Annotated in this window: 22 protein-coding genes and 1 riboswitch; of the genes, 8 read left to right on the top strand and 14 right to left on the bottom strand. The window is 37.8% G+C overall.

Annotated features, from left to right (window positions below):
- Nucleotides 1-3: 3 nt before the first annotated feature.
- The 12 genes from NYE73_RS02495 to NYE73_RS02440 form a co-directional block, all read right to left on the bottom strand.
- The gene (locus NYE73_RS02495; protein WP_054549117.1) at nucleotides 4-1155 is read right to left on the bottom strand and encodes an ROK family transcriptional regulator; all 1152 of its coding nucleotides are present in this window, start codon (nucleotides 1153-1155) and stop codon (nucleotides 4-6) included.
- A gap of 14 nt (nucleotides 1156-1169) precedes the next feature.
- Entirely contained in the window at nucleotides 1170-2051 is an 882-nt protein-coding gene (locus tag NYE73_RS02490) for a sugar phosphate isomerase/epimerase family protein (protein ID WP_103117394.1), read from the bottom strand.
- Nucleotide 2052: 1 nt separating this feature from the next.
- Nucleotides 2053-3111 (bottom strand): Gfo/Idh/MocA family protein, encoded by a 1059-nt coding sequence (locus NYE73_RS02485; protein WP_259949385.1) that lies wholly within the window; start codon nucleotides 3109-3111, stop codon nucleotides 2053-2055.
- Nucleotides 3112-3124: 13 nt separating this feature from the next.
- On the bottom strand, nucleotides 3125-4003 hold the full coding sequence (locus tag NYE73_RS02480; protein WP_259949383.1) for a sugar phosphate isomerase/epimerase family protein: 879 nt from the start codon (nucleotides 4001-4003) through the stop codon (nucleotides 3125-3127).
- Between the two features lie 18 nt (nucleotides 4004-4021).
- Complete coding sequence (locus NYE73_RS02475; protein ID WP_258859131.1) at nucleotides 4022-4987, bottom strand: ABC transporter ATP-binding protein; 966 nt, start codon at nucleotides 4985-4987, stop codon at nucleotides 4022-4024.
- Nucleotides 4980-5972, bottom strand: a complete 993-nt coding sequence (locus NYE73_RS02470; RefSeq protein WP_054549115.1) for an ABC transporter ATP-binding protein — start codon at nucleotides 5970-5972, stop codon at nucleotides 4980-4982. Before NYE73_RS02470 ends, NYE73_RS02475 begins: the two co-directional genes overlap by 8 nt.
- Before the next feature lie 11 nt (nucleotides 5973-5983).
- Nucleotides 5984-6880: an ABC transporter permease gene (locus NYE73_RS02465; protein WP_048393395.1), complete on the bottom strand. Its 897-nt coding sequence runs from the start codon at nucleotides 6878-6880 to the stop codon at nucleotides 5984-5986.
- A gap of 13 nt (nucleotides 6881-6893) precedes the next feature.
- A complete protein-coding gene (locus NYE73_RS02460; protein ID WP_259949373.1) occupies nucleotides 6894-7817 on the bottom strand; it encodes an ABC transporter permease in 924 nt (307 codons plus the stop codon).
- Between the two features lie 66 nt (nucleotides 7818-7883).
- The gene (locus tag NYE73_RS02455; protein WP_048393390.1) at nucleotides 7884-9467 is read right to left on the bottom strand and encodes a glutathione ABC transporter substrate-binding protein; all 1584 of its coding nucleotides are present in this window, start codon (nucleotides 9465-9467) and stop codon (nucleotides 7884-7886) included.
- Nucleotides 9468-9949: 482 nt separating this feature from the next.
- A complete protein-coding gene (locus tag NYE73_RS02450) occupies nucleotides 9950-11302 on the bottom strand; it encodes an aspartate aminotransferase family protein (RefSeq protein ID WP_259949368.1) in 1353 nt (450 codons plus the stop codon).
- Between the two features lie 24 nt (nucleotides 11303-11326).
- Nucleotides 11327-12856 carry a CoA-acylating methylmalonate-semialdehyde dehydrogenase gene (locus NYE73_RS02445; protein ID WP_259949365.1) on the bottom strand — a complete coding sequence of 510 codons (1530 nt, stop codon included), beginning with the start codon at nucleotides 12854-12856 and terminating at the stop codon, nucleotides 11327-11329.
- 24 nt (nucleotides 12857-12880) lie between these two features.
- Nucleotides 12881-14293, bottom strand: a complete 1413-nt coding sequence (locus tag NYE73_RS02440) for an amino acid permease (RefSeq protein ID WP_048393384.1) — start codon at nucleotides 14291-14293, stop codon at nucleotides 12881-12883.
- A gap of 233 nt (nucleotides 14294-14526) precedes the next feature.
- On the opposite strand from NYE73_RS02440, the gene NYE73_RS02435 reads away from it, so the two are divergent.
- On the top strand, nucleotides 14527-16095 hold the full coding sequence (locus tag NYE73_RS02435) for a PucR family transcriptional regulator (RefSeq protein WP_066037027.1): 1569 nt from the start codon (nucleotides 14527-14529) through the stop codon (nucleotides 16093-16095).
- Between the two features lie 52 nt (nucleotides 16096-16147).
- Here the strand turns inward: NYE73_RS02435 and NYE73_RS02430 are convergent, their stop codons facing one another.
- Entirely contained in the window at nucleotides 16148-16942 is a 795-nt protein-coding gene (locus NYE73_RS02430) for a carbon-nitrogen family hydrolase (RefSeq protein WP_103117388.1), read from the bottom strand.
- A gap of 96 nt (nucleotides 16943-17038) precedes the next feature.
- Here NYE73_RS02430 and NYE73_RS02425 point away from each other — a divergent pair, with 96 nt between their 5' ends.
- The gene (locus NYE73_RS02425; RefSeq protein ID WP_103117386.1) at nucleotides 17039-18208 is read left to right on the top strand and encodes a pyridoxal phosphate-dependent aminotransferase; all 1170 of its coding nucleotides are present in this window, start codon (nucleotides 17039-17041) and stop codon (nucleotides 18206-18208) included.
- A gap of 42 nt (nucleotides 18209-18250) precedes the next feature.
- Here NYE73_RS02425 and NYE73_RS02420 read toward each other — a convergent pair whose 3' ends face one another.
- Nucleotides 18251-18754 (bottom strand): PPC domain-containing DNA-binding protein, encoded by a 504-nt coding sequence (locus NYE73_RS02420; protein WP_112117230.1) that lies wholly within the window; start codon nucleotides 18752-18754, stop codon nucleotides 18251-18253.
- A 122-nt stretch (nucleotides 18755-18876) separates the two neighbouring features.
- Nucleotides 18877-18981, top strand: a riboswitch (SAM riboswitch).
- An 88-nt stretch (nucleotides 18982-19069) separates the two neighbouring features.
- Between NYE73_RS02420 and NYE73_RS02415 the strand changes: the two genes are divergently transcribed.
- From NYE73_RS02415 to NYE73_RS02390, 6 genes are all read left to right on the top strand, one after another.
- Nucleotides 19070-19900: a MetQ/NlpA family ABC transporter substrate-binding protein gene (locus NYE73_RS02415; protein WP_054549105.1), complete on the top strand. Its 831-nt coding sequence runs from the start codon at nucleotides 19070-19072 to the stop codon at nucleotides 19898-19900.
- Nucleotides 19901-20007: 107 nt separating this feature from the next.
- Nucleotides 20008-21033, top strand: coding sequence for a methionine ABC transporter ATP-binding protein (locus NYE73_RS02410; RefSeq protein WP_066037030.1), 1026 nt, complete (start codon nucleotides 20008-20010; stop codon nucleotides 21031-21033).
- Nucleotides 21026-21697 (top strand): methionine ABC transporter permease, encoded by a 672-nt coding sequence (locus NYE73_RS02405; RefSeq protein WP_048393370.1) that lies wholly within the window; start codon nucleotides 21026-21028, stop codon nucleotides 21695-21697. Before NYE73_RS02410 ends, NYE73_RS02405 begins: the two co-directional genes overlap by 8 nt.
- Before the next feature lie 13 nt (nucleotides 21698-21710).
- Nucleotides 21711-22490 (top strand): enoyl-CoA hydratase/isomerase family protein, encoded by a 780-nt coding sequence (locus tag NYE73_RS02400; protein ID WP_048393368.1) that lies wholly within the window; start codon nucleotides 21711-21713, stop codon nucleotides 22488-22490.
- A 14-nt stretch (nucleotides 22491-22504) separates the two neighbouring features.
- Complete coding sequence (locus tag NYE73_RS02395) at nucleotides 22505-23665, top strand: alpha-hydroxy acid oxidase (RefSeq protein WP_048393366.1); 1161 nt, start codon at nucleotides 22505-22507, stop codon at nucleotides 23663-23665.
- A complete protein-coding gene (locus NYE73_RS02390) occupies nucleotides 23662-24858 on the top strand; it encodes a CaiB/BaiF CoA transferase family protein (protein ID WP_048393363.1) in 1197 nt (398 codons plus the stop codon). The genes NYE73_RS02395 and NYE73_RS02390 overlap by 4 nt, the downstream gene beginning before the upstream one ends.
- Nucleotides 24859-24895: the final 37 nt, after the last annotated feature.

The following is a 24895-nucleotide window of genomic DNA, read 5'->3' as shown; positions in this document are numbered from 1 at the left end:
TCTTTAAACAGACAGCAACTGCTTTTGTGCTTGTAATGCCGCTCCTTTAACAACCCCTTCTTTTAATTGATTGGAAAACTGCAAATCAAAGTAGGGTTGTAATTCCTTCCATATATACTGTTTACACTTTTCACTAAGTAGTTTTTGAAATGTCACATTGTGCTCAATAATTTCTCCACTGACGATGACAGCCTCTGGTTCGTATAAACAAACTAGATTATTGATGGCTATAGCTAGAAAAGTAGCTACATCTTGTTGAATATCGATTGCCCATTGCTCACCTTGATCAACACACTGCAAAATCTCTTCTATTGATTGAATATTAAGATTTTTAGGTGTTCTTTTTAACAGCGTAACTTCAGAAACATACATCGATAAGCATCCTCTTTTACCACAGTGACACATTTCACCAAAGGGATTAATCGTTATATGACTTATTTCTCCAGCTTTATTTTGAATGCCACGATACACTTCTCCATTTAATAATATGGATGCTCCTATTCCCGTTCCAATTCCGACTAAAATACAATTTGAATACTGTGGCGTATAGATATCACCAATTTCAGCAATGATTTGCATTTTTAATTCATTATCTACGATGACTTCACAACCAAAAACACCATTTAAATCTTCTCTTATATGGCAGTTTTCCCACTTCAATTGCTCAGAGGAAACGATAATTCCTTCCTCGTTATTGATTACTCCTGGAATTCCTATCCCAATGCCTAGTAATTTATCCTGAGCAATCTGATATTCTGTCATGATATTTTCTATAGATCGTTTAAGTAGATATATAGCTTCTTCGTATTGATGCTTGATGCTACATTTGACTTCCTGAAAGGCAATAAGCTTCCCTAAGAAATCTAGTATACCTATTCGAATAGTAAAACAGTCAATTTCTATCCCAATCGTATATAAAGCATCTTCTCGCATATGAATTAACGTAGGACGTCTACCAATGGCTGTTTCTTCCGATACCCCTTCAAGAATAAAGCCTTCCGCTTCTAGCTCCTGCACAATACGCGTAATGGTTGTAGGGCTCATTTTTGTATATTTTGATAATTGAATTCTTGAAATTGGCGCCATCTGCCTTATTGCGTCAAGCACAATATATTTATTTTGTCTTCGCATTTGTACTTGATCTTGCTTTTTCAAATTAGATTCAACCCCTATTTAAACTTTTCTATGAATTGTACAGCTTCTTTGATGTCTTTTTCGGGATTTGATCTCACTTCTCGTTCAATAGTTAAATAGCCATTGTATCCGATTTCTTGTAAAGCTGAAAAATAAAGCTCGAAATTGACATCTCCATGACCTAATGGAAGTTCTCTGAAAAACTCTCCATTTTCCACCATTTCTTCTATTTTATCATGAGATGTTCCAGAATCGTATCCTAAGTACCCGTACACATCTTTAGGATTCGTTGACTGCAGTTGAATACCATCCTTTACATGTGTATGTACAATATATTTCTTTAATAGTTTGACTCCAGCTACAGGATCATCTTTTGTTACCATCACCATATTGGCTGGATCAAAATTAACCGATACACCGTTCGTTGATAGCTTATCTAAAAACTCTTTTAATGTTTTACTCGTTTCTGGCCCTGTTTCAATCGCAAAATAAGCATCTAATGATGTAGCATATTGTCCTAATTCTTCACAAGCTTCCAGCATTGTTTGATAGATTGGGTCATTTTCATCTTCAGGAATAATACCGATATGGGTTGTAACAATGGATGTTCCTAGGTCCTTGGCTAATTGCAGTATTTCTTTCGATTTCTTGATTTTCCAGGCATTTTCTGCTTTATCTTGGAAGCCATGTCCTCCTAAATCTCCACATAAGGCGGAGATTTCTAGACCTAACCCTAAAATATACGCCTTCAATTCTGCTCTTTGTTCAGCATTTAGGTTATCGGGGTCCAACTCACCTGAAACGGCATACATTTGTACCCCCTGTGCCCCAACTTCTTTCGCCTTTAACAAACCTTCACGAATAGGTAAACGAAAGCTGTCTACTATCACACCGATTTTATTATCCAATTTCACCATTTTAATAAACAACCTCCTTTCCTTCAGTTGCAGAAATATAAATACCTTCTAAGATTTTCATAATTTCTACCCCATCCTCCAAAGGTGCAACTGAATCATAATGATGAAGGCAACAATCAACAAATGAATTAATTTCATTTTGAAAGGCAGTTGCAAAATCAAAAGTTAGATCGTTAATTTGAGGATGAATATTTAAAATCGTATTATGCTCTTCACTTACAATTTTTAATTCAGGCTCTAGCTCTGCTCCACCATTCGTGCCATATAGCTTAATACTTATTTCATCTTTTAAAGCATGTAGTGTATAGGAAACGTCTACCATTAGCGATGCTCCATTCTCAAATGTAATGAGGGCATTTGCTAAGTCTTCTACTGTGTTTTTCGTTGCATCATAGTCTGCAGCCTTATAGAAGGATAAATTTTCTATATGATTTCGATTTCCTAATTGATTGTAAGTATGACCTGTTATACGTTTCACCTTTGGTCTACCCATTAAGTACCAGCATATATCAATTACATGTACCCCTAGATCAATTAAAGGTCCGCCGCCAGACTTATCAATTTCGGCAAACCAGCCTCCTGGATTCCCTAATCTTCTTAGGCAGGAAGCTTTGGCATAATAAATATCGCCCAATTTGTTATCGTCGATGAAGCTTTTCAGTACTTTGGTATTTGTTGCAAATCGTCTTACATAGCCCACTTGAAATACTTTCTGATGCTTTTCTGCAACCTTTTGGATATTTAGAGCCTCTGCATAAGTCATAGATAGCGGCTTTTCTATTAGAACATGTAAGTCATTTTCCAAAGCAAAAATCGCCAATTCTGCATGCGTATTATTCCATGTACAAATACTGACAGCCTCCACATTTTTATCTGCGAATAGCTCTTCTTTTGAAGAAAAAACATGTGTTGCTCCAAATTGGGCTGCTTTTGCTTTGCCTCGTTCAATGGAAGCATCATACACGCCATATAATTCAACGTATGGATTATTCGTATAGGAACCTAAGTGAAAATCTGAAATAGAACCTGTGCCAATGACACAAACTTTTAATTTATCCATGTGCTTTCCCCCTTTAGAGCTTGCATTCATTCCATAAACGACGTACATTATCCATCCCTATTTTTGAACCAACTTGGCAATCTTCCATCCCTTCAAACTCAATAGTAAGATAACCATCATATCCACTGACTTTTACGAGTTTAATAATTTCTCGAATATTTATATCACCATGCCCGACAATAGCACCTCTGATGTAGTTGTTATGAACTGTACGGAACCACTCGCCCTCACCTGGATTTTCATAATAAGGACGAATATAAAAATCTTTGAAATGCACTGTAGCAGCATAAGGAATGTTTTTCATAACACCAATGAGAGGCTCTTCATCAATACATAAAAAATTACCGATATCTAAAGTTGTTTTAAAGTTGGCTCTGTTTACCGCATGAATTAATTGTTGTACACGATCACTTGTTTGAACATTAAAGCCATGATTTTCAATCGTTGTCGTAATATTAAATTGTTTCGCGTAATCTGCAATTAACTGACAGCCTCTAACCATTTCTTCAAAATGCTCGTTGTAATAATGAATGGATGTTTGCTCCTTTGGTAAGGTAAAGAGAGTAACGTCATGGCGCATAATGTGAATACCCATATGATGTACTACATCAATATGTTTCTTTAAACGTTCAACTTCTTCTAAAAAAGCTTCCTCCGTATCCTGAATAAAGTTAGCTGGTAACGAATAGGCGGATAACTCTAATCCTAGCTCTGCTGCTTTATCTTTAATTTCAGTTGCAAGTTCATAGTTATCTACAACCGTAAATTCATAGGGCACTAATTCTACATGCTGACCACCGTTGTCTGCTACCCATTGTAAAACATCTAGTACATCCATCTCTCCCTGTCTCATTTTTTTAACCATGCTGTATGTGCTTAACCCTATTTTCATTTATAAACATCCTCTCCATTAGTTAACAAAGTGACATGCAACACTTTGCTCTTCGTTAATTTTCCTCATTTCTGGTATAACTTGCTTACATATATCTGATGCAAAGGGGCACCTTGTGTGGAAGGTACAACCACTCGGCGGATTTTTAGGATTTGGAATATCACCAGTTAAAACGATCTTCTTTTTTCGTAATGTTGGGTCTGCAATCGGTACGGAAGCAATGAGCGCTTGTGTATAGGGATGCTTTGGTTCATTAAATATGGTTTCTTTACGCCCAATTTCTACAATGGATCCTAAATACATAACCCCAATATAATGGCTAATATGTTCTACAACACTTAAATCGTGAGAAATAAAGAGATAAGATATTTTATATTCTTGCTGCAATTGCTTTAATAGATTCAATATTTGTGATTGTATAGATACATCTAACGCAGACACAGGCTCATCAGCAATAATTAATTTTGGCTTTGTTATTAAAGCACGGGCAATACCCAAACGCTGTCTTTGTCCACCACTGAACTCATGTGCATAGCGATCAGCATGTTCAGCATTTAATCCAACGACTTCCAGCATTTCAAGCACTAGTTTTTCACGCTCTACTTTCGAAAGTTTTGTATGAATTTCTAAAGGCTCTCCAACAAGCTCCTTGACCTTCATTCTTGGATTCAATGAGGCATATGGATCTTGAAAAATCATTTGAACAGTTTGCCTTAAGTGCCTTAATTCAGATGGCTTTGCAGTAGCTACTTCTTTCCCATCCACAACGATACTTCCATTCGTTGGTGCTATTAATCTAGTAATTAATCTGCCCGTAGTAGATTTCCCACAACCACTTTCCCCAACTAAACTAAATGTCGTACCTTCTTCTATTTCAAAGGAGACATCTATAACTGCGTTAACATATTGCTTTTTTTGAAATAATCCTCCGGCTATTTGAAAGCTCTTTTTTAAATTCTCCACTTTTAATATACTGTTAGGCATTTACTTCCACATCCTTTTTCACATATAGCCAGCAGCTACATTGGCGTGTAGCCGAAATTTTTACTGTCGGTGGACTCTCCTGATGGCATATAGACATCGCTTGATTACAACGTGGAGCAAATTTACAACCATTCGGCATATTTTGTGGGGATGGTACTTGACCATTGATAGAATCTAATACTTCTTTGTTATCACCAATTTTCGGTACAGATGCAATTAAACCTTTTGTATAGGGATGCTTGGGGCTAGCAAATAGTTCAAAGACATCTGCTTCCTCTACAACCTGCCCTGCATACATGACCACTACCCTATCACACATTTCCGCCACAACACCTAAATCATGTGTAATTAATAAAATAGCTGTCTCATTTTCTTCCTTTAGCTTTTTCATTAGCTCTAAAATTTGAGCTTGTATCGTGACATCAAGCGCAGTGGTTGGTTCGTCAGCAATAAGTAAATTAGGGTGGCAGGCCATAGCCATTGCAATCATTACCCGTTGGCGCATTCCTCCTGAGAGCTGATGTGGATATTCATAAATGATTTCCTCAGCTCTTCCTATGCCCACGCTTTTTAACATTTGGATTGCATGATGCTTACTTTCGTTTTTCGGCAGCTTCAAATGCATCTCAATTGCTTCCATTAACTGCTTGCCTATTTTTAAGACAGGATTTAAAGAAGTCATGGGCTCTTGAAAAATCATGGCCATTTGCTTGCCACGAATCTTCCGAATTTCTGATTCGGACATTTTCGTCAAGTCATGTCCATTAAAATGTATAGAGCCATTGACGATTTTGCCTGTAGTACCGTGAAATAATTGCATGATGGATAACGATGTTAAGCTTTTTCCACTGCCCGATTCTCCCACTAAGCCTACTATCTCTCCTTTACGGATGGAAAAATTGACACCTCTTAAAATTTTGATTTCCTTATTATCACGCGTAAAGGACGTTTCTAAGTCAATTACTCGTAATACATGTTCTGGCATAGGCATTCTCCTTAATTATTTTTTATTTTTGGATCTAACACATCTCGTAATCCATCACCTATTAAGTTAAATGCTAGTACGGTTAAAAATATGGCAATACCTGGCATGATGACTACATGCGAAGATGTCCCTAAATAGTCGCGCCCACTACTTAGCATTACTCCCCACTCAGGCATTTCAGGGCTTGCACCTAAGCCTAAAAAACTTAAACCAGAAGCTGCTAAAATGGCTGTCCCTATACGCATTGTGACAAAAATGATTAACTCACTAATTGTTTCAGGGAAAATATGTTTCCACAGCACTCTAACATGCGATGCTCCCATAGATTGTGCTGCTTCTACATAGACATTCTCCTTCGCATTCAATGTAGCACCTCTGACTAAACGAGCAAAAGATGGCACACTAAAGATCATCACAGCAATGATGACATTATTAATACCAGGGCCCAATAAGGCTACAATGGCAATCGCTAATAATAAATCAGGGAATGAAAACAACACATCACAGCTACGCATGATGATTTTGTCAACCCACCCACCGAAGTAACCGCTAATTAAACCTAAAATAGTTCCTAGTATTAAGCCTAAAAATACGGCACTGAAACTCACCATTAAGGATATTTTTGCGCCTACTATTAAACGACTAAAAATATCTCGACCATACTCGTCCGTTCCTGCCAAATGACTTGCACTTGGTCCCTCTAATAAAGCATTATAATTCGGTTCAAAAGGATCGTAAGGTGCGATATAAGGGCCAATAATAGCGATTACAATTAACAATCCTATAAAGATACTTGCTACCAAAGCAGCCTTTTGTTTTTTAAAAGACTTCCAAAATTCTTTAAGAGGAGAGTATTTTCTTTGTGTATTTTGCACTTGGCTATTTTGCACAGTAGTTGGTGAAGTCATTTTGTTCCCTCCCTTAAGAATTTAATTGGATTTTTGGATTTAACACGGTATAAAGCACATCAACTATTAAATTTACTAAAATAAATTCAAATGCAAATAACAGCAGTGCAGACTGAATGACGGGATAATCTCGAAAGGCAATCGAATCAATTAAAAGTCGTCCCATTCCTGGAAAACTAAAGACTGTCTCCACTACCACCGATCCTCCTAAGAGAAATCCGAATTGCAGACCTGCTACTGTTACCACAGAAATCAAGGAATTTCTTAAAGCATGGGTCACAATAACGGAGTGTTCTTTCAATCCTTTTGCTCTCCCTGTTCTTATAAAATCTGCTTGTAACGTTTCCAGCATGGAAGAACGAGTAAATCGCGCAATCATTGACATAATGCCAGCCCCTAAAGTCAAGGAGGGCAAAATATAACTAGAAAAGCCATCTAATCCACCTGTCGGAAATAGCCCTAGCTGCACTGAAAATAATTGAATTAATAATAAGCCCAACCAAAATCCTGGAATTGAGATGCCAGAAACAGCCGTTACCATACCAAAATAATCAGGCCATTTGTTTTTATTGATGGCAGAAAGAACACCAATCACCAAACCCATTAATGTAGCCCAAAACATGGAAAGGAAAGTAAGATGAAGAGAAGGCATAAACCTTGTTTTAAACATATCTATGACAGGTAATCCTGTTGTTAAAGATGTTCCAAGCTCACCCGTCACAAGATTTTTCATATAATCCATGTATTGTTTAAGAATTGATTTATCTAAACCTAACTCATGGCGTACATTTTCAACATCTTCTAGCGTGGCATCCTTACCAGCTACTAATCTTGCAGGGTCACCTGGTATGAAATGAATAAATAAGAATGTTAATATAGAAATGACAATTAATATCGGTATCATTTCAACAGTTCTTCTTGCTATATACTTCCACATGTGGCCTTCCTCCTTTCTATTTTTGTAGAAAAGGAATTGACGAACATCAATTCCTTTTACTGTTCATTACTCCACTTTGGCATTCTTCACATCAAGTCCACCTGTAGGGTTTACTAGCACACCGCTCACATTTGAACGTACACCATATACAACTTCATCTACCCCTAAGAAAATCCAAGGTGTATCTTGATAAACGATTTCCTGTAATTTTTCATATAATTCAGCTTGGCGATCTACATCTGAAATGGAGTTAGCTTCATCCATTAATTGATCTGCCTCCGTGTTATGATAGTAAGCTGTATTTGCACCATTCGGTGGGAATGATACGCTATGGAAAAGAGGCTTTGTTGCGTTCGTTATATCCGAAGCATACGCTGACCAACTCACATACCACATTTGTAATTTCGCATCATCTGGTGTTTGTGCACCATAGATTTCGTCTGATAAAGTTCCTTCTTCCATCGATTTAATTTCTACTTTTACACCGATTTGACCTAACTGTTGTTGAATAAACTGCATACCCTTCATCGTATCCGAGTTCGTGTTCCCCCAGATTTCAATATCGAAACCATCTGGATAGCCTGCCTCAGCCAATAATTCTTTTGCCTTTTCAATATTGTGTTCATACATTTTTTGCTGCTTATAATAAACGGTTTTGGAAGGAATAATAGAGTCTAATGGTAAACCAAGCCCTGCATTCACCACTTTTAAATAAGCATCCTTGTCCACGGCGTAGTTAAAGGCTTGTCGAACTTTAATATCATCCAAAGGTTTTTTATAGGTATTTAATGAAACGTAATGTGCAATTGTAGAAGGAACCTTATTTACCTCTACATCTTTACTATTAGAAAGCTCATCAATATTTTGTGCTGGCACTGGATAGATAACCTGAGCATCGCCCGCTTTTAGCATCGCTACGCGCGAGCCGTTTTCTGGCACTGGTTTATAGGTGATTTTAGCAACACGTTCTCCACCATCCCAATAGCCATCAAAGTTTTCAATTGTTAAATGGTCTCCTTGTACCCATTCAACAAATTTATATGGTCCTGTACCAACAGGTTTTTTAGGTATATCTGCTGAATTTTCTTTAATCATTTTTGGACTAATCATTTTGGCAACTCCGAAACGCGTAATCATTGGTCCATATGGTTCTTTTAAAGTAACTTTAATTTCATAGTCGCCTAGGATTTCAACATTGCTGATTAAGCTAAAACCACGAGAATATAAACGTAAGCTTTCATCATTCATGATTCGTTCAATGTTGACCTTTACAGCTTCAGCATTAAACTGCTCCCCGTCATGGAAAGTAACCCCTTCTTTAAGTTTGAATGTATAGACTAGCGCGTCTTCACTAATTGAATAGTCATCTGCTAGAACCTTAATAATTTGACCATCTGCATTAAAGCCTAACAATCCTTCTAGCATTGTCTCCTGTACAGAACTCGAATTCGTATCCCCTGTGTTATGTGGATCCATTGAAATAAAGTTTTCATTTACAGCGATAACAAGTTCATTTTTTGAACTAGCTGTACCTGAATCTGTAGTAGACTTGTCCCCAGTATTTGATGCGTTAGAATTGTCTTTCTCTGCGCATGCTGCTAAAAGCAACGTACATAGAATTACAAAAACCAATTTTTTAACATAATTCATCTCATCTACTCCCTTTGTAAAAATCTATAAGAATATTTCTTAAAACTTAAATTAAGAAATATAATTACCAAAAAATATTTATTTTCTCCACTGATGAAAATAAGTAGGCAAAAAATAAACTATATTTTCTTACGATTAGACAATTCAATTCAGGAAAAATTGCTCCCTCAACTATCACAATTGCTTTTAATCAGAAAGTATAGTTCAAAATACAAGGCGTATTTATTCCACTGCTGAAAATAAATGATTAAAAAAATATTCCCTCTCAGGACATTTTTATTATCAGAAAATTAATTATTTTTTAACAACTATAAACTATGAAATCTATTATTTCCACTATTTTTTAAATAAATTTCAGAATTTTATAATTATTTTTATAGAACTATAATAATTATCCCTAGAATTTTTGTTGCCTCAAAGGCCAATAATAAAAGTTCTAAAAGCCCTTATTACATGGCTTTTAGAACCTACATGAATAGTTGCTATAGCGTATTTATACTATTCACAACCACATTTAGTATGCGGTCAAGATCTTCTTGTGCAATATTAAGTGGTGGTGATAACGTTAAAACGTTATTAAACCCTGCTACAGTAGCTCCATTTTTCCCAATGATGACCCCTTGCCCTTTACATGCTGCAATGACAGCATTCACTTTCTCTACAGGTAAAGGTTCTTTCAAAACTTTATCTACCACTAATTCAATTCCAATCAATAAGCCTTTGCCTCGTACATCTCCTACATTTGGGTGATGCTGTAATTCTTGTTGCAGTGTTTTTAGTGTTGCTGCACCAATTTCCTTGGAACGGTCAAATAAAGCCTCTTGCTCAAGAATCTCAATATTTTTTAATGCGACTGCACATGCCACCGGTGAGCCACCGAATGTATTTACATGGCGGAAATAGCCGTATGCATCTGATCCAGTAAACGCCTCATATATTTCACGCTTTACCGCTGTAGCTGATAATGGTAAATAGGCACTTGTAATTCCTTTGGCCATTGTAATAATATCAGGCTTTACACCATAATTCATAAATCCAAATGGCTTCCCTGTACGACCAAAGCCACAAATAACCTCATCCACAATCATTAAAGCGCCGTGTTTTTTGCATACTTCTTCAATACCTTTTAAATAGTTTTCTGGAGGCATAATGACACCACCACCTGTAATAATAGGCTCTAAGATCATTGCTGCAATTGTATCGCCCAGCTCCCAGGTCATCGTTTTGTCTACGGCCTTTACACTCGCTAAATCTAATGGTGCAATAGTCTCACTTTCATGCTCACGATATTGATCAGGTGGTGCAACATGGATAAAGCCAGGTGATAGAGGCTCATATTTATATTTACGCTCCGCCTGCCCTGTTGCCGCTAATGCACCGAAGGAGTTCCCATGATAAGCACGGTAGCGAGAGACGATTTTATAGCGCGAGCTTTGTCCTTTTTGCTGATGGTATTGTCGAGCTATTTTAAAGGCTGTTTCATTCGCTTCTGAACCACTGTTAGAGAAGAAAATAACATAATCTCCACCAAGCATTTCATTAAGTTTTTCGGCTAGTTCCACGGCTGGTAAATGTCCCTGAGATAAAGGTGCATAAGCATTTTTCATCATTTGTTCATGGGCTGCATCCGCTAATTCTTTACGACCATAGCCAACATTGACACACCATAGCCCAGCCATCGCATCAATATATTCCACACCATCTGTATCAGTAATTCTTGCACCATCAGATTTCTCTACTACATACGTGGCTTGTGGATTATAGGGTTTCATCGAATGCCATACATATTGCTCATCCTTTGCTAATACATCACTTTTAAGATTGATCTGCGTCATCGCCAAACACCCCTCATTATTATTTTAGTTTTTCGCATCGTTATTACTTGGGAACGCAAAGGAGCTTGCTGTATCCTCTGTCTCATCGGGCCAACGTTCAGAAATCGTTTTTGCCTTTGTAAAGAACCTCGCCTGATCTGGACCAAACATATGCCCTTCACCAAACTTAGAGCGTTTCCACCCACCAAAGTTATGATAGCCAACTGGGATTGGGATTGGCACATTTACCCCTACCATACCCACCTCTATTTCTTCTTGGAATTTACGCGCTGCCGCACCACTGCTTGTAAACATTGTGACACCATTGCCAAGCTCATGATCATTTATTAAATCAATAGCCTCTTGTAGTGAATCAACCTCTACTACAATACGTGCTGGACCAAAGACCTCCTCTTTGAAGATCGTCATTTCTGGTGTGACATGATTAAGTAAAGTAGGACCAAGATAAAAACCATTTGACGATTCACATACTTTTGGATTTCTTCCGTCGATGACAAGATTCGCTCCTTCACTGACCGCCCCATCGATATAACGTATAATCGTTTCCTTTGATTGTTTAGTGATAACAGGACCAAAATCGACGTCTTGCTCTGTATAAGGCCCTACCTTTAGTTCGGAAATTTTATTTTTCAATATTTCCGTAAATCGTTGCTCCGTATCCTTCCCTACAACGAGTGCACCAGAAATAGCCATGCAACGCTGAGATGCTGCGCCATATGCTGCTCCTAAAAAGGCATTTGCTGTCTGTTCTAAATTGGCATCAGGCATAACAATCATAAAGTTCTTTCCACCACCAAATGCAGCGACTCGTTTATTGTGCTTTGTCCCAGTTTGATAGATATATTCAGCAACAGGCGTTGAGCCAACAAATGAAATTGCTTGAATCTCTTTATTTTCTAATAGTTCATCGACTGCCTCTTTATCTCCATTAACCACTGTCCAAATACCGTCTGGTAGACCTGCCTCTTTCCATAATTGGCACAAATATAATGCTGAAATAGGTACACGTTCAGATGGCTTTAGAATAACTGCATTTCCTACCGCAACAGCCATACTTGTAATAGCCAGTGGTACCATAACAGGGAAATTAAATGGTGCAATGGTTGCTACTACACCAAGAGGCGATTTGGCAGAAAAAGCATTAATATTTCCACCTACATTGACGGAATACTCTCCTTTTAGCATTTGTGGGGCACTGATCGCCATATCCACAGATTCAATACCACGAACAATTTCACCTTTCGCATCTTCCTTAGTTTTTCCACTCTCTTGGCAAATCACATTGATAAGTTCTTCCTGTCTTTCTACTAACAGCTGACGGAAACGATGTAGCACTTCTACCCGCTTCCCAATTGATGTTTTTTTCCATGCTGGAAAGGCTTCCTTAGCTAACTGAATAGCATGCTTTACCTCGGCTCTTGAAGCAAGGGGTACTCTTGCAATAACCTCACCTGTTGACGGATTATATACTTCAGAGAATCTGTTACTTGTACCTGCTACCTCTTCTCCTTTGATAAAATGTGTTAGCGTTTTCATTTCTTGTTGAACTGTCATAATTGACCACTCCTTTTTTTCGTCTTATTGTTCAAAATCAAACTTGTCTTTTGTGAAAAGGGAACTTGATTCATCGGCTTGTTTGATCACCTTTTTCTTTTGAGTCAGCATATAGAAAATCATCACAATGGCCACAATAACGCATGTAAATAAAATTTGTGAGCGCATAGACTCTATAAAGAACATCGCAATGAGTAATGCTGTTGTTGCTACTATTGTTAAATATGTTAAATATGGAAATAGCCACATTTTCACCTTTAATAGCTCTGGATTTTCTTGCTCAATCTTCCGTCGCATTCTTAACTGTGAAAAGGCAATGATTAAATAAAGAATCAACGTAATAGCACTACAAGAACTTAATAAAAACATAAATACTTTATCTGGCGACACATAGTTCATAATGACCGCAATATATGAGAAAAATGTTGCGGCAAGTATGGCATTAACAGGTGCACCATTTTTATTTAATTTTAAAAATGCCTTTGGTGCTTCTCCTTTTTCCGCTAAAGAAAATACCATTCTTGATGTAGCATATAGTGCTGAATTTAGGCATGATAATACAGCAGTTAAAACAACAAAATTCATAATTTGTGCGGCTGCAGGAATACCAATATAATCAAGTACCGCTACATAAGGACTTGTTAAAATATCTGAGGAATGCCAAGGCAATAGCGTCACTACAACTGCAATAGAGCCTACATAGAAAATTAAAATACGCCAAGTAATAGAATTGGTAGCTTTTGTGACAGCGGCTAACGGTTCATCCGATTCACCAGCAGCAATCGCAACGATTTCTGTCCCCATAAATGAAAAAATAACGATAACGACACCCATTAGAACAGCGCCAAAACCATTTGGCAAAAAACCACCCTGTTCAACTAAATTGGTCATACCAACAGCATTAAAGTTTGGAGCAATACCAAAGATAATAAAAGCACCAAGACCTAGAAAAACGACTATACTTGCAACCTTAATAAGAGAGAACCAATACTCAAACTCACCAAAAGCTTTGACAGAAAGAACATTTGTTAATGTAAGTGCTACAGTTAATAACAGACTTAAAAGCCATAAAGGAATCCCATCGTACCAATATTGAATAATGGCAGCTGCTGCTGTTGCCTCTAAAGCAATGGCAATCACCCAGAAAAACCAGTACAACCATCCAATCATAAAACCTGCCCACGGACCAATGGCTTCATGTGCATAGTGAGCAAACGATCCACTCGTTGGATTGACTGCCGCCATCTCACCTAGCATACGCATAACTAATACAACGATAATTCCTGCAAATATATACGATAAAATTGCCCCTGGACCAGCTAGATTAATGACCGAGCCACTCCCCATAAATAGTCCAGCACCGATTACACCGGCAATCGCAATCATCGTCATATGCCGCTTCTTTAATCCTCTTTGTAAATGCGTTTGTTGCCCCATATCTGTCACCTCTTTTAGTAGATTGCTTGATCGCTTACAAAAATCTTACATCTTTCATAACGTTGAAGTAATAGACAAACTGTAAAATTCTATACTTTTGTTTTATACATAATGTAAAATAGACTAAATATTCTTAAAATAATTTTTAAACGATTTTATGAGTAAATTCTCTGCACCAAGCAGAAATTTTTGAATTCTAACCGCTGACACGCATGTCAAAAGGAGGGGCAAAAATGAGCCCATTTCAACTAAAAGTACTAGACGTTTTACAGAATAAATATTTTCAAAATGCAGAGGTAGTTGCAGGTCATGAGGGATTAACAAGGAGCGTTAAATGGGCACATGTACTAGAAATCATACATGTTGATAATTTTTTAGTTGGTGAAGAGTTAGTATTAACTACAGGGCTTAGTCTCCAACATAGTATTGAGGACTTTGTGTCCTTTATAGAAGCCATCATTCAAAAAAATTGTGCAGCACTTTGTATTGAATATGGCACCTCTATTCAAGCAGTACCTGAAGCGATTTTAACACTTGCCAACCGCCACCAGTTTCCTATTATTGTTTTCCATGAAGCAGTTCCTTTTGTTCGTATTACACAGGATTTACATAGTCAAATTATCAATCAGCAATATCTATTGATTTCTTCACTAGAAGCTTACTCACAAACATTGAACAAAAATGCAGTATTGGGACAAAACACGGACGATATTTTACAAAATATGTATAATGAATTAAAAATACAAATTATGTTTTCCATTAAGGGAAGAGAACCTGTCTTTTTCCCGAATATGGCTCATAAAAAGCGGCAGCAATTCCTAACATTGAATACATCGTCTCAGCAATTTAAACATGAGCCTATTTTTCTATTTGATCAACATTATGCCGATTTATCAATTTATCGAGAAGATGGGCTTTTCTCCGAATTTGAATTATTAATATTAGATCGCACGGCAACAGCGTTGGCACAGCTTTTAATGCGAGAGTTCTATATTGAGGAAAAAAAGAATATTGAGGATGCTTCGATTTTAGCTGATTGGATTGATCAAAAACTATCTAAGGAGGAAATCTATAAATTTATCGTTACACATTATACTAACTATACACAATCCAGTGGCACTGTCTTTATTTTGGCTTCTCCTAATACGTTGACAAAGGCACAGGAGGATGTAGTCTATAGTAAGCTTTATTATCGTAATCTCTTTGAGCAACATGGCTTTATTCCATTTTTATTTGAAAGAAAAAGCTATGTTATTTTTATTTTACTGCATACAAAAGATAGTAAAGCCATTCGTGATATGTTAAACAACATGTTTTCCTCTTTGGTCAAAACTGAATTTTATAAAAAGCAGCAGGCACAAGGTTATCAGATAGCTATTGGGAAGGTCGTTTGTGATGTGGATGAAATTCCCAAAAGCTATCAAACTGCACTGGAAACCTTATATATTTGTCGAAAAGTACAAACGTCCTCGTTCTTTTATGATGATCTGCATTTATATCATTTAATCTATAAATTACAAATGCAGGTGGATTTACAGGAAGTGATTTACGACTATTTACAGCCCGTTATTGAATACGATGAAAAATATAATAGTAAGCTTCTCGAAACATTGCAAGTGTATTTACAAACAAATGGCTCTAAACAGCAAACAGCGAATCAATTGTTTATTGTTCGTCAAACACTCTATCACCGCTTAAAAAAGCTTGAAAGTTTACTTGGTAAAAATTTTATGAACGGGCATAACCGCATTACACTTGAATTTATGCTACTAGCCAATTCATTAATCGAGGATAAGAGCTAGAAAAAAGTTGGCACGCTTAAAAGGTTAACTCCCCTCCTAAGCGTGCCCTTTATTACCCTTTCACAACTACATCGTGATACAATCCAGGTCTACGATCATCGTAAACAGGAATTCTTCCACGTACTTCATCGACAATAGAAAAGTCTACATCGATCACTGCTACTTCCTCGTCCTCAGCACCTACCCATAATACTTCTCCCCAAGGTTGAATAATCATAGACTGCCCATTAAAATTTTCTACCTTTTTCGAAATACGATTTACTGCAATGACAAAGCATTGATTTTCAATTGCACGAGCCTGTAGCAACGTTTTCCAATGGTCAATCCTTGGAGTTGGCCACTGCGCTGGTACAAATAATACCTTTGCTCCTTGTAATGCATGTGCACGTAACCATTCTGGGAAGCGAATATCATAGCAAATGACACCAGCAGCTTCAATATCATCTAAAGCAAAACGATTCATTTCATCCCCTGCTTCCAAGTAAAGATGCTCGTCCATTAAACGGAAAAGATGTGCCTTGCTATATTCCCCAACAAGTTCTCCATTACGATCAAAGGTATACATCGTATTATAAAATTTATCGCCTTTCTTTGTTGAAACAGAGCCCCCTACAATATGTACATCAAGTTCCTTAGCAAGTTTAGCCAAAAAGGTCTTTGTCCGCTCACCATTGATATCTGCTAGCTCAGGCAGTTTCTCTAAAGCATAGCCTGTATTCCACATTTCAGGTAACACTATGATTTCTGCCCCATTTTTTGCAGCTTCACGAATCTTATCCTCGGCACGTTCAAAATTTTCTTCAACTTTGCCAAAGCCAACATTTAATTGAATACAACCGATTTTCATCTCTATTCCTCCTCTAGACAATTATCAGAAAAAGTAATACTATTTGCTTCATATTCTTCAATAATAATTATTATATTCTGAAAAAGGTGATCATGCATGGAATTCTCTAAAAAACTACAGCAACTACCCACTCAATTTTTTGCAGCACTCGTTCAAAAAGTAAACTTGGCTCTAGAAGAAGGGCGTGATGTCATTAACCTTGGGCAAGGAAATCCCGATCAGCCAACGCCTATTCACATCATTCAAGCATTACAGGAAGCAGCTGAAAATCCTCAAAACCACAAATATTCACCATTTAGAGGTCTCGCTGAATTACGCCAAGCTGCTGCGGACTTTTATCAACGTGAATATCAGGTAGAACTAAATCCAGATACAGAGGTAGCGATTCTTGGTGGAACAAAAATTGGTCTAGTTGAGCTACCTTTAGCTGTGTTAAACCCTGGTGACACGATGCTCTTACCAGATCCTGGCTATCCAGATTACCTATCAGGTGTTGTACTAGGAGACGTCAATTTTGAAGTAATGCCCCTTTTTGCTGAAAATGATTTCTTACCTGATTATCATGCATTACCTGATGAAGTGAAAGAAAAAGCAAAGCTTCTTTACTTAAATTACCCGAACAACCCTACAGGTGGTACAGCATCACTTGCGTTTTTTGAAGAGACCGTTCGCTTTGCGAAGGAGCACAATATTATCGTATCACATGATTTTGCTTATGGGGCAATAGGATTTGACGGTAATAAACCAGTTAGCTTCCTTCAAGCAAAGGGTGCAAAAGAAGTAGGAGTTGAAATGTATACATTATCGAAAACCTATAATATGGCTGGCTGGCGTATAGGCTTCGCTGTAGGGAATGCCGAGATTATTGCTGCTATTAATCTAATTCAGGATCATCTGTTTTGTAGTCAATTCCCTGCCATTCAACAAGCCGCAGCAGTAGCACTGACGGCTTCCCAACAATGTGCGGATGAACTACGAGCTACTTATGAGCGTCGCCGCAATGTACTCATTGAAGAAGCTCGAAGAATTGGCTGGCATGTTACGGCTCCAAAAGGCTCCTTCTTCGCATGGCTCCCTGTACCATTAGGCTATACAAGTGAACAGTTTGCTGATCTTTTGCTCGAAAAAGCTGATATCGCTGTAGCAGCAGGTAATGGCTTCGGTCAGTATGGTGAAGGCTATGTACGCGTAGGATTGCTGGTTAGTGAGGAGCGCTTACGTGAAGCAATCCATAGAATCGAGCAATTACAATTGTTTAAAAGATAATGACGTCGTATCCTGTAGCTATCCCTAGCTACAGGATTATTACTATTTTTCAATTTTCCTTGGTTGCCCTAAACCATTTTCTAATGGATAAAATTGAACATGACCTGTTTCATCATCCCATTTTCGAATATGTTGAATCCCTTGTACCTCTGCCAACACGATGTCAGCAGTAATAACAGGGTTGCCCCCTTTTATTAAATGCCCACCTGATACAACACCCCATTGATCGCTCATAGAACCATGGAAATGTGTCTCATATCCACCATCTCGCTTACACACCACACCTGAACCTTGAATAAATTCTAATGGTCCCTCTTTTTCAATCACATCACTAAAACGAACTTGAATTTGAGCTGTTGCATCTGGCACTAAATAAACAAAGCTGCTTTTTTGAAAGCTGCCAATACAGCTTACAATTGTTGCTGACTCTATGCTATTCTCTTCGCAAAGCGCTTCAATCCCTTCAATGATATCTGTTCCCGTTAGAAAACGAGCACTAATAACCTTACCAAATGAACCTATACCATAATTAACTCTTACAGACATTGTTATCCCTCTTTTGCGTCGAAATATTATAATTATATAAAAAATTTAAAAATTATTTATTGACTTACTATACCCTATAAATTATATTAGTTCTATCGGAATTACAAAAAAATATTATAAATCTCTTATCAAGAGTAGCTGAGGGACTGGCCCTATGAAGCTCGGCAACCTCCTTTTTATAGGAAGGTGCTAAATCCTGCAAACGATCTTCGTTTGATAGATAAGAGAGGACATCTTTTCATGAGCCTCTCTTAATTTGTAAGAGAGTTTTTTTATTTTCAAAAAACCGATAAAAACAATCTTGGAGGTATTTTCATGAAAAAGAAAAATAAATTTTTAGTAGGTTTAGCAAGTTTAACATTAGTAGCAGCTTTAGCAGGCTGTGGCTCTAAAGAAGATAGTAAAAGCCAAGCTGAAGGAATTGATGAAAAGAAAATCGTTGTAGGCGTCACTTCTGGTCCACACGAACAAATTGCAGAAGTAGCCGCTAAAGTAGCAAAAGAAAATGGGCTAGAAGTAGAACTAAAATCATTTTCTGACTATGTTTTACCTAATACATCCTTAGCTGAAGGTGATCTTGATGCGAACAGCTATCAACACGAGCCTTTCCTAGATACATTTAATAAAGACCATGATACAGATTTAGTAACAGTGGGCAAGACGATTTTAAATCCAATGGGTATCTACTCAGAAAAATATAAATCCTTTGATGACATTCCTGACGGTGCAACGTTTGGCTTACCAAATGACCCAACGAATGGAGCACGTGCCCTCTTTGTTTTACAGGAAGCTGGCTATATTAAGTTAAAAGAGGGTGCAGACTTAACAGCCTCGATCCGTGATGTAGAAGAAAACAAAAAGAATTTAAAATTCATTGAATTAGAGGCAGCTCAAATTCCTAAACAACTTAGTGAAGTAGATGTAGCAGCTATTAATACAAACTTTGCACTAGAGGCTGGCATTAACCCTAAAGATGACTCTATTTTATTGGAATCTACTGATTCTCCATACGTGAACTATATTGTTGTACGTGCTGAAAATGAAAATGATCCAACAATTAAAAAGTTCGTTGAGGCTTACCAATCTGACGAAGTGCGTCAATTCATCGAAGAGGAATTCAAAGGTTCTGTAATCCCTAGCTGGTAATATGTTCAGAAAGCTTCTATAAAGCCGAAGAATCTGCTGAAATTCCCCAATGGGAAGACGAGCAGATTCTTGCTTTTTAGAAGGTTGAGAAAGGAGCAAACAATCGCATGATTCAATTACAAAATATCTCAAAAGAATTTAAATCGAAAAAAGGCATCATAAAAGCTGTGGATGGCATCAACCTTCACGTAAAAAAGGGACAAATTCATGGTGTAATCGGCTATAGTGGTGCTGGTAAAAGTACACTCATTCGTTGCGTTAATCTACTAGAACGTCCTACAGCAGGAAAAGTAGTGATAGACAATGTAGACATTACGACCCTTTCTCTTCACGAATTACGTCAAACACGCCAAAAAATCGGGATGATATTCCAGCACTTTAATCTCTTAAAAACAGCAACAGTTTACAATAATATTGCAGTTCCCTTAAAGCTACTAGGCTATAAAGAGGCGGAAGTAAAAAACCGAGTAGCTAAGTATGCTGAAATTGTCGGTTTAACAGATAAACTAGATAGTTACCCAAATCAACTTTCAGGTGGTCAAAAACAGCGTGTGGCTATTGCACGTGCCTTAGCACAGGAACCAGAGATTTTACTTAGTGACGAAGCAACAAGTGCACTTGATCCTGAGACAACGGAAGCCATTCTTGAATTGTTGTTAAAAATTAATCGTGAATTAGGCATTACGATTCTGCTCATCACACATGAAATGAATGTAATTCAAAAAATTTGCGATGAGGTTTCTGTTCTAGAATCAGGGAAAGTTGTGGAATTTGGCACAGCGATTGAACTTTTTGCGAAACCGAAGCACCCTACAACGCGAAAGTTTTTGAATACAATTTCACAACGTAATTTATCCCCTTCTCTTATTGAGCAATTAAATGTTTCAGGAAGTGTAATCCGTTTAACATTCCTTGGTGAAAGTACTGGTAAGCCATTATTAGCAGAAGTCACTAAGGTATATGATGTGCAACCAAATATTTTAACAGCCAATATTATTGAATTAAAAAACGGTATTGTCGGCAATATTGTGGTGCATTTACATGGCGAAACGCAGATTGTCCAAAAGGCGTTAACGTATTTTTCAGAAAATGGCGTGGCAGTGGAAGAATTAGGAGGTGCGTTCAATGAGTAGTATCCAAAGCTTCTTTACAGATTGGTCAGATGTTATTGGCAAAGCAATTATCGAAACATTTCAAATGGTCGGAATTTCATTATTTTTCTCCATTCTGATTGGCATTCCATTAGGGCTATTAATCGTTTTAACACGACCAGGACAATCCTTTGAAAATAAATTTTTCTATCAGTTTTTTAATCTATTTATCAATATTGTTCGCTCTGTTCCATTTATCATTTTACTATTCTTCATCTTACCTTTTACCAAGTTAATTGTAGGTACAACAATTGGTGTTAAAGGTGTAATCGTACCACTAGTTGTTTACACAGCTCCTTATATTGCACGACTGATGGAGTCTGCGCTTTTAGAAGTGGATTCCGGAGTAGTAGAAGCCTACACAGCCATGGGTATTAAACGTCGCCATATCATTTGGCATGTCCTATTACGTGAAGCGCGACCATCTATTATTTTAGGCTTAACAATTGCCACAATAGGATTAATTGGTGCGACAGCAATGGCAGGAATGGTTGGTGCTGGCGGTTTAGGTGACCTTGCCTATCGTTATGGTCATTTGCGCTATGAGGTTGATGTGATGTATGCAACTGTCTTTATCTTAATCATCCTTGTGCAGAGCATTCAATCCATTGGTAACCGCTTCGCCGCGAAGTTGAAAAAAGATTAAGAGGAGAATGAAGATGACAAACGAAATTTATGTAGAGAAAAATGGCTATATTGCAACGTTAGTATTAAACCGCCCGGATAAACGGAATTCTTTATCAAGGGCAATGTTTCAAGCCATAGTAGACCAACTAGAGCTGCTCCGTATAGATTCTTCCATCAAACTTTTAATTGTTCGCGGTGTCAATGAAGTAGCCTTTTCTTCCGGTGCAGATATTAGCGAGTTTTTAGATGTTCGTTATGCTACAGACAATGCTAAAGCCTATAATGAATTGGCTCTAAAGGCGATCGATGCTCTCTATAAATTTCCACACCCGACAATTGCTATGATTCAGGGCTTAGCAATTGGTGGTGGCTTAGAGTTAGCAAATGCTTGTGATTTTAGAATAGCAACGCCTAAGAGTAAGCTAGGCATTACCGCTGCAAACATAGGTATTGTCTATAATTTAGAAAGCACGAAACGTCTCATCAATATTGTTGGTGTCGCTAAGGCAAAGGAAATTTTGTACACAGCTACTATTTTTACAGCTGAAGAAGGAAAAAATATTGGTTTAATCACGGCCCTACACGAACCAGAGGAAATTGATGAGGCGACATTGCAATTCGCTGAACATTTATTAAGTAAATCATCCATTGCAAACGCAGGCATCAAAAAAATTATCCAAGCAATTGTTGATGGTGAAATTGAAGAAAACGATGAGCTGGCACAGTTAGTTTTGGATTCATTTAGTTCAGACGATTATAACGAAGGTATTCAAGCCTTTTTAAATAAAAGAAAGCCTATTTTCAATAAATAAGTGAGGTAGTAACGATGACAAACATAACTGATGGCGATCTACTCTTAAAAAATATAACTGCACAAGCCCCCTTCCCCATTTGCTTTGCAGATTTAGAAAAGGCCGTAGCGGAAAAAATCGAAGCTGGCCCTTTTGGCTACATCCGTTCAGGTGCTGGCGGTGAACAAACACTGCGCAATAATCGTGCAGCTTTTGAGAAGTATTCCATTGTTCCCCGATTTTTAAATGATGTGTCAAACGTTGATACATCGGTTCATTTGTTTGGTAAAACATATCCAACTCCTTTGCTTTTTGCTCCTGTGGGCATGAACGGAATGGTTCACGATGAAGGTGAGCTTGCCGTTGCACGTGCCGCCCAGTTTTTAAATATCCCTTATATACAAAGCACTGTGTCCACTTTTGCTCTTGAAGAAGTTGCTCAAGCTGCGCCTTCTGCAACAAAATGGTTTCAATTATATTGGTCTACTAATGAAGAAATTGCTTTTAGCATGGCTGCACGTGCGGAGGAAGCTGGATTTGAAGCGATCGTTTTAACTGTCGACACCGTAATGCTAGGCTGGCGTGAAGAAGATGTACGCAATCAATTTTCACCATTGAAGCTAGGCTATGCAAGAGGAAATTATATGAATGATCCCGTTTTTACAGCCACTTTACCTGATGATTCATTCGAGTCCTACGTACAAGGTGTCTTGCAAAATGTCTTCCACCCAACACTTAATTGGGAGCATGTTCGAGAGCTAAAAAAACATACCAACCTTCCTATATTATTGAAGGGAATTTTACATCCTGAAGATGCAAAGCATGCTATCGACAATGGTATTGATGGCATTATTGTATCAAACCATGGTGGCCGTCAATTAGATGGTGTAATTGGTTCACTTGATGCCCTTCCTGCTATTGTGAAAGTTGTGAATGGACAAATTCCTATTATATTAGATAGTGGTGTATATCGTGGCATGGATGCCTTAAAAGCACTTGCTTTAGGAGCGAATGCAGTTGCAATTGGACGTCCTTTCGTCTATGGACTAGCCCTTGAGGGACAACAAGGTGTCGAAAAGGTGATGACCAATCTTTATGATGAATTAAAGGTTTCTATCGCATTAGCCGGTGCTACCTCTGTCAAAGGATTACGCAACATCACATTAGTCAAACAGGATGGGACTGAGGGTAAATGAAACAAGCATTACAAGGATTAAAGGTTATCGATTTATCACAAGTCTTAGCAGGTCCCTATTGCACCATGGTATTAGCAGATATGGGTGCAGAAGTTATCAAAATTGAAAAATACCCAAATGGAGACGATACCCGTACAATGGGTCCATTCGTTAATGAAGAAAGTCATATGTATATGATGGTTAATCGTAATAAAAAAGGTGTCTGCATCAATTTAAAAACGACTGAAGGACTGACTTTATTTAAAGAATTGATTCAATCTGTTGATGTACTTGTGGAAAATTATCGACCAGGTGTCACGAAAAAGCTTGGTATTGATTATGACACATTAAAAGCCATCAATCCTGGCCTAATTTACTGCTCTATTTCCGGTTATGGTCAAACAGGTCCTTATAGTCAAAAGGGTGGCTATGATATTATGGCTCAGGGTCTGAGTGGCTTAATGCATATGACAGGTGAAGCAGATGGACGACCTGTAAAAGTTGGCTTTGCGGTGAATGATATTGCTGCTGCACAAACAGCCTTACAATCGATTTTAATGGCCTATATTTATAAGCTTCGTAGTGGTGAAGGTCAATATATTGATGTGTCCTTAGTGGAGTCAGGTCTTGCGTGGACTGTTTGGGAGGCCGCTGCTTACTTCGGAAAGGGTGAGTTACCTGAGCGAACAGGAACCGCCCATCGTGTGTCTGCGCCCTATCAAGGTTTCAAAACACAGGATGACTATATTCTAGTAGGTGCTGGCAATCAAAAGCTATGGGAGATTTTTGCGGCAAAGGTTGTCAATCGACCTGATTGGTTAGACAATCCTCTCTTTGCTACCAACTATTCACGTGCCCAACATGTGAGGGAGCTGGAAGCAGAAATTGAAAGCGAGCTAATTAAGCATAAGGCTATCTACTGGCTCGAACTATTAGATAAGCATGGTGTACCATCTAGTCCAATCTATTCTTATGACCAAACATTGAATGACCCTCATATACTAGAGCGTGGCATGGTACTGTCCTATGAGCATCCGACTGCTGGACCAATGAGAACATTGGGCTTCCCAGCTAAGTTTTCACAAACACCTGGACAGCTAACAAGTGCAGCACCCACTTTAGGACAACATAATGAAGAAATTTTACAGGCATTAAATATTTCTGATCAAGCTATTCAACAGCTCAAAGCAGGCAAAATAATTGGGTCAAAATAAAGTGATTGTCTATTTTTAGATCGCCCTATCAGTTAGA

Source organism: Lysinibacillus sp. FSL K6-0102 (assembly GCF_038003545.1).
GTDB lineage: Bacteria > Bacillota > Bacilli > Bacillales_A > Planococcaceae > Lysinibacillus > Lysinibacillus capsici.
This window is presented reverse-complemented; position numbering and strand designations above follow the sequence as displayed.

What these genes read in the sequence shown, in the direction of transcription:
- NYE73_RS02410 (WP_066037030.1), top strand. Translation starts at nt 20,008, where the DNA reads ATGATTCAATTACAAAATATCTCAAAAGAATTTAAATCGAAAAAAGGC.
- NYE73_RS02405 (WP_048393370.1), top strand. Translation starts at nt 21,026, where the DNA reads ATGAGTAGTATCCAAAGCTTCTTTACAGATTGGTCAGATGTTATTGGC.
- NYE73_RS02435 (WP_066037027.1), top strand. Translation starts at nt 14,527, where the DNA reads ATGAGCCCATTTCAACTAAAAGTACTAGACGTTTTACAGAATAAATAT.
- NYE73_RS02465 (WP_048393395.1), bottom strand. Translation starts at nt 6,880, where the DNA reads ATGACTTCACCAACTACTGTGCAAAATAGCCAAGTGCAAAATACACAA.
- NYE73_RS02450 (WP_259949368.1), bottom strand. Translation starts at nt 11,302, where the DNA reads ATGACGCAGATCAATCTTAAAAGTGATGTATTAGCAAAGGATGAGCAA.
- NYE73_RS02425 (WP_103117386.1), top strand. Translation starts at nt 17,039, where the DNA reads ATGGAATTCTCTAAAAAACTACAGCAACTACCCACTCAATTTTTTGCA.
- NYE73_RS02390 (WP_048393363.1), top strand. Translation starts at nt 23,662, where the DNA reads ATGAAACAAGCATTACAAGGATTAAAGGTTATCGATTTATCACAAGTC.
- NYE73_RS02430 (WP_103117388.1), bottom strand. Translation starts at nt 16,942, where the DNA reads ATGAAAATCGGTTGTATTCAATTAAATGTTGGCTTTGGCAAAGTTGAA.
- NYE73_RS02480 (WP_259949383.1), bottom strand. Translation starts at nt 4,003, where the DNA reads ATGAAAATAGGGTTAAGCACATACAGCATGGTTAAAAAAATGAGACAG.
- NYE73_RS02470 (WP_054549115.1), bottom strand. Translation starts at nt 5,972, where the DNA reads ATGCCAGAACATGTATTACGAGTAATTGACTTAGAAACGTCCTTTACG.
- NYE73_RS02485 (WP_259949385.1), bottom strand. Translation starts at nt 3,111, where the DNA reads ATGGATAAATTAAAAGTTTGTGTCATTGGCACAGGTTCTATTTCAGAT.
- NYE73_RS02395 (WP_048393366.1), top strand. Translation starts at nt 22,505, where the DNA reads ATGACAAACATAACTGATGGCGATCTACTCTTAAAAAATATAACTGCA.
- NYE73_RS02455 (WP_048393390.1), bottom strand. Translation starts at nt 9,467, where the DNA reads ATGAATTATGTTAAAAAATTGGTTTTTGTAATTCTATGTACGTTGCTT.
- NYE73_RS02415 (WP_054549105.1), top strand. Translation starts at nt 19,070, where the DNA reads ATGAAAAAGAAAAATAAATTTTTAGTAGGTTTAGCAAGTTTAACATTA.
- NYE73_RS02445 (WP_259949365.1), bottom strand. Translation starts at nt 12,856, where the DNA reads ATGACAGTTCAACAAGAAATGAAAACGCTAACACATTTTATCAAAGGA.
- NYE73_RS02460 (WP_259949373.1), bottom strand. Translation starts at nt 7,817, where the DNA reads ATGTGGAAGTATATAGCAAGAAGAACTGTTGAAATGATACCGATATTA.
- NYE73_RS02475 (WP_258859131.1), bottom strand. Translation starts at nt 4,987, where the DNA reads ATGCCTAACAGTATATTAAAAGTGGAGAATTTAAAAAAGAGCTTTCAA.
- NYE73_RS02440 (WP_048393384.1), bottom strand. Translation starts at nt 14,293, where the DNA reads ATGGGGCAACAAACGCATTTACAAAGAGGATTAAAGAAGCGGCATATG.
- NYE73_RS02400 (WP_048393368.1), top strand. Translation starts at nt 21,711, where the DNA reads ATGACAAACGAAATTTATGTAGAGAAAAATGGCTATATTGCAACGTTA.
- NYE73_RS02490 (WP_103117394.1), bottom strand. Translation starts at nt 2,051, where the DNA reads ATGGTGAAATTGGATAATAAAATCGGTGTGATAGTAGACAGCTTTCGT.
- NYE73_RS02420 (WP_112117230.1), bottom strand. Translation starts at nt 18,754, where the DNA reads ATGTCTGTAAGAGTTAATTATGGTATAGGTTCATTTGGTAAGGTTATT.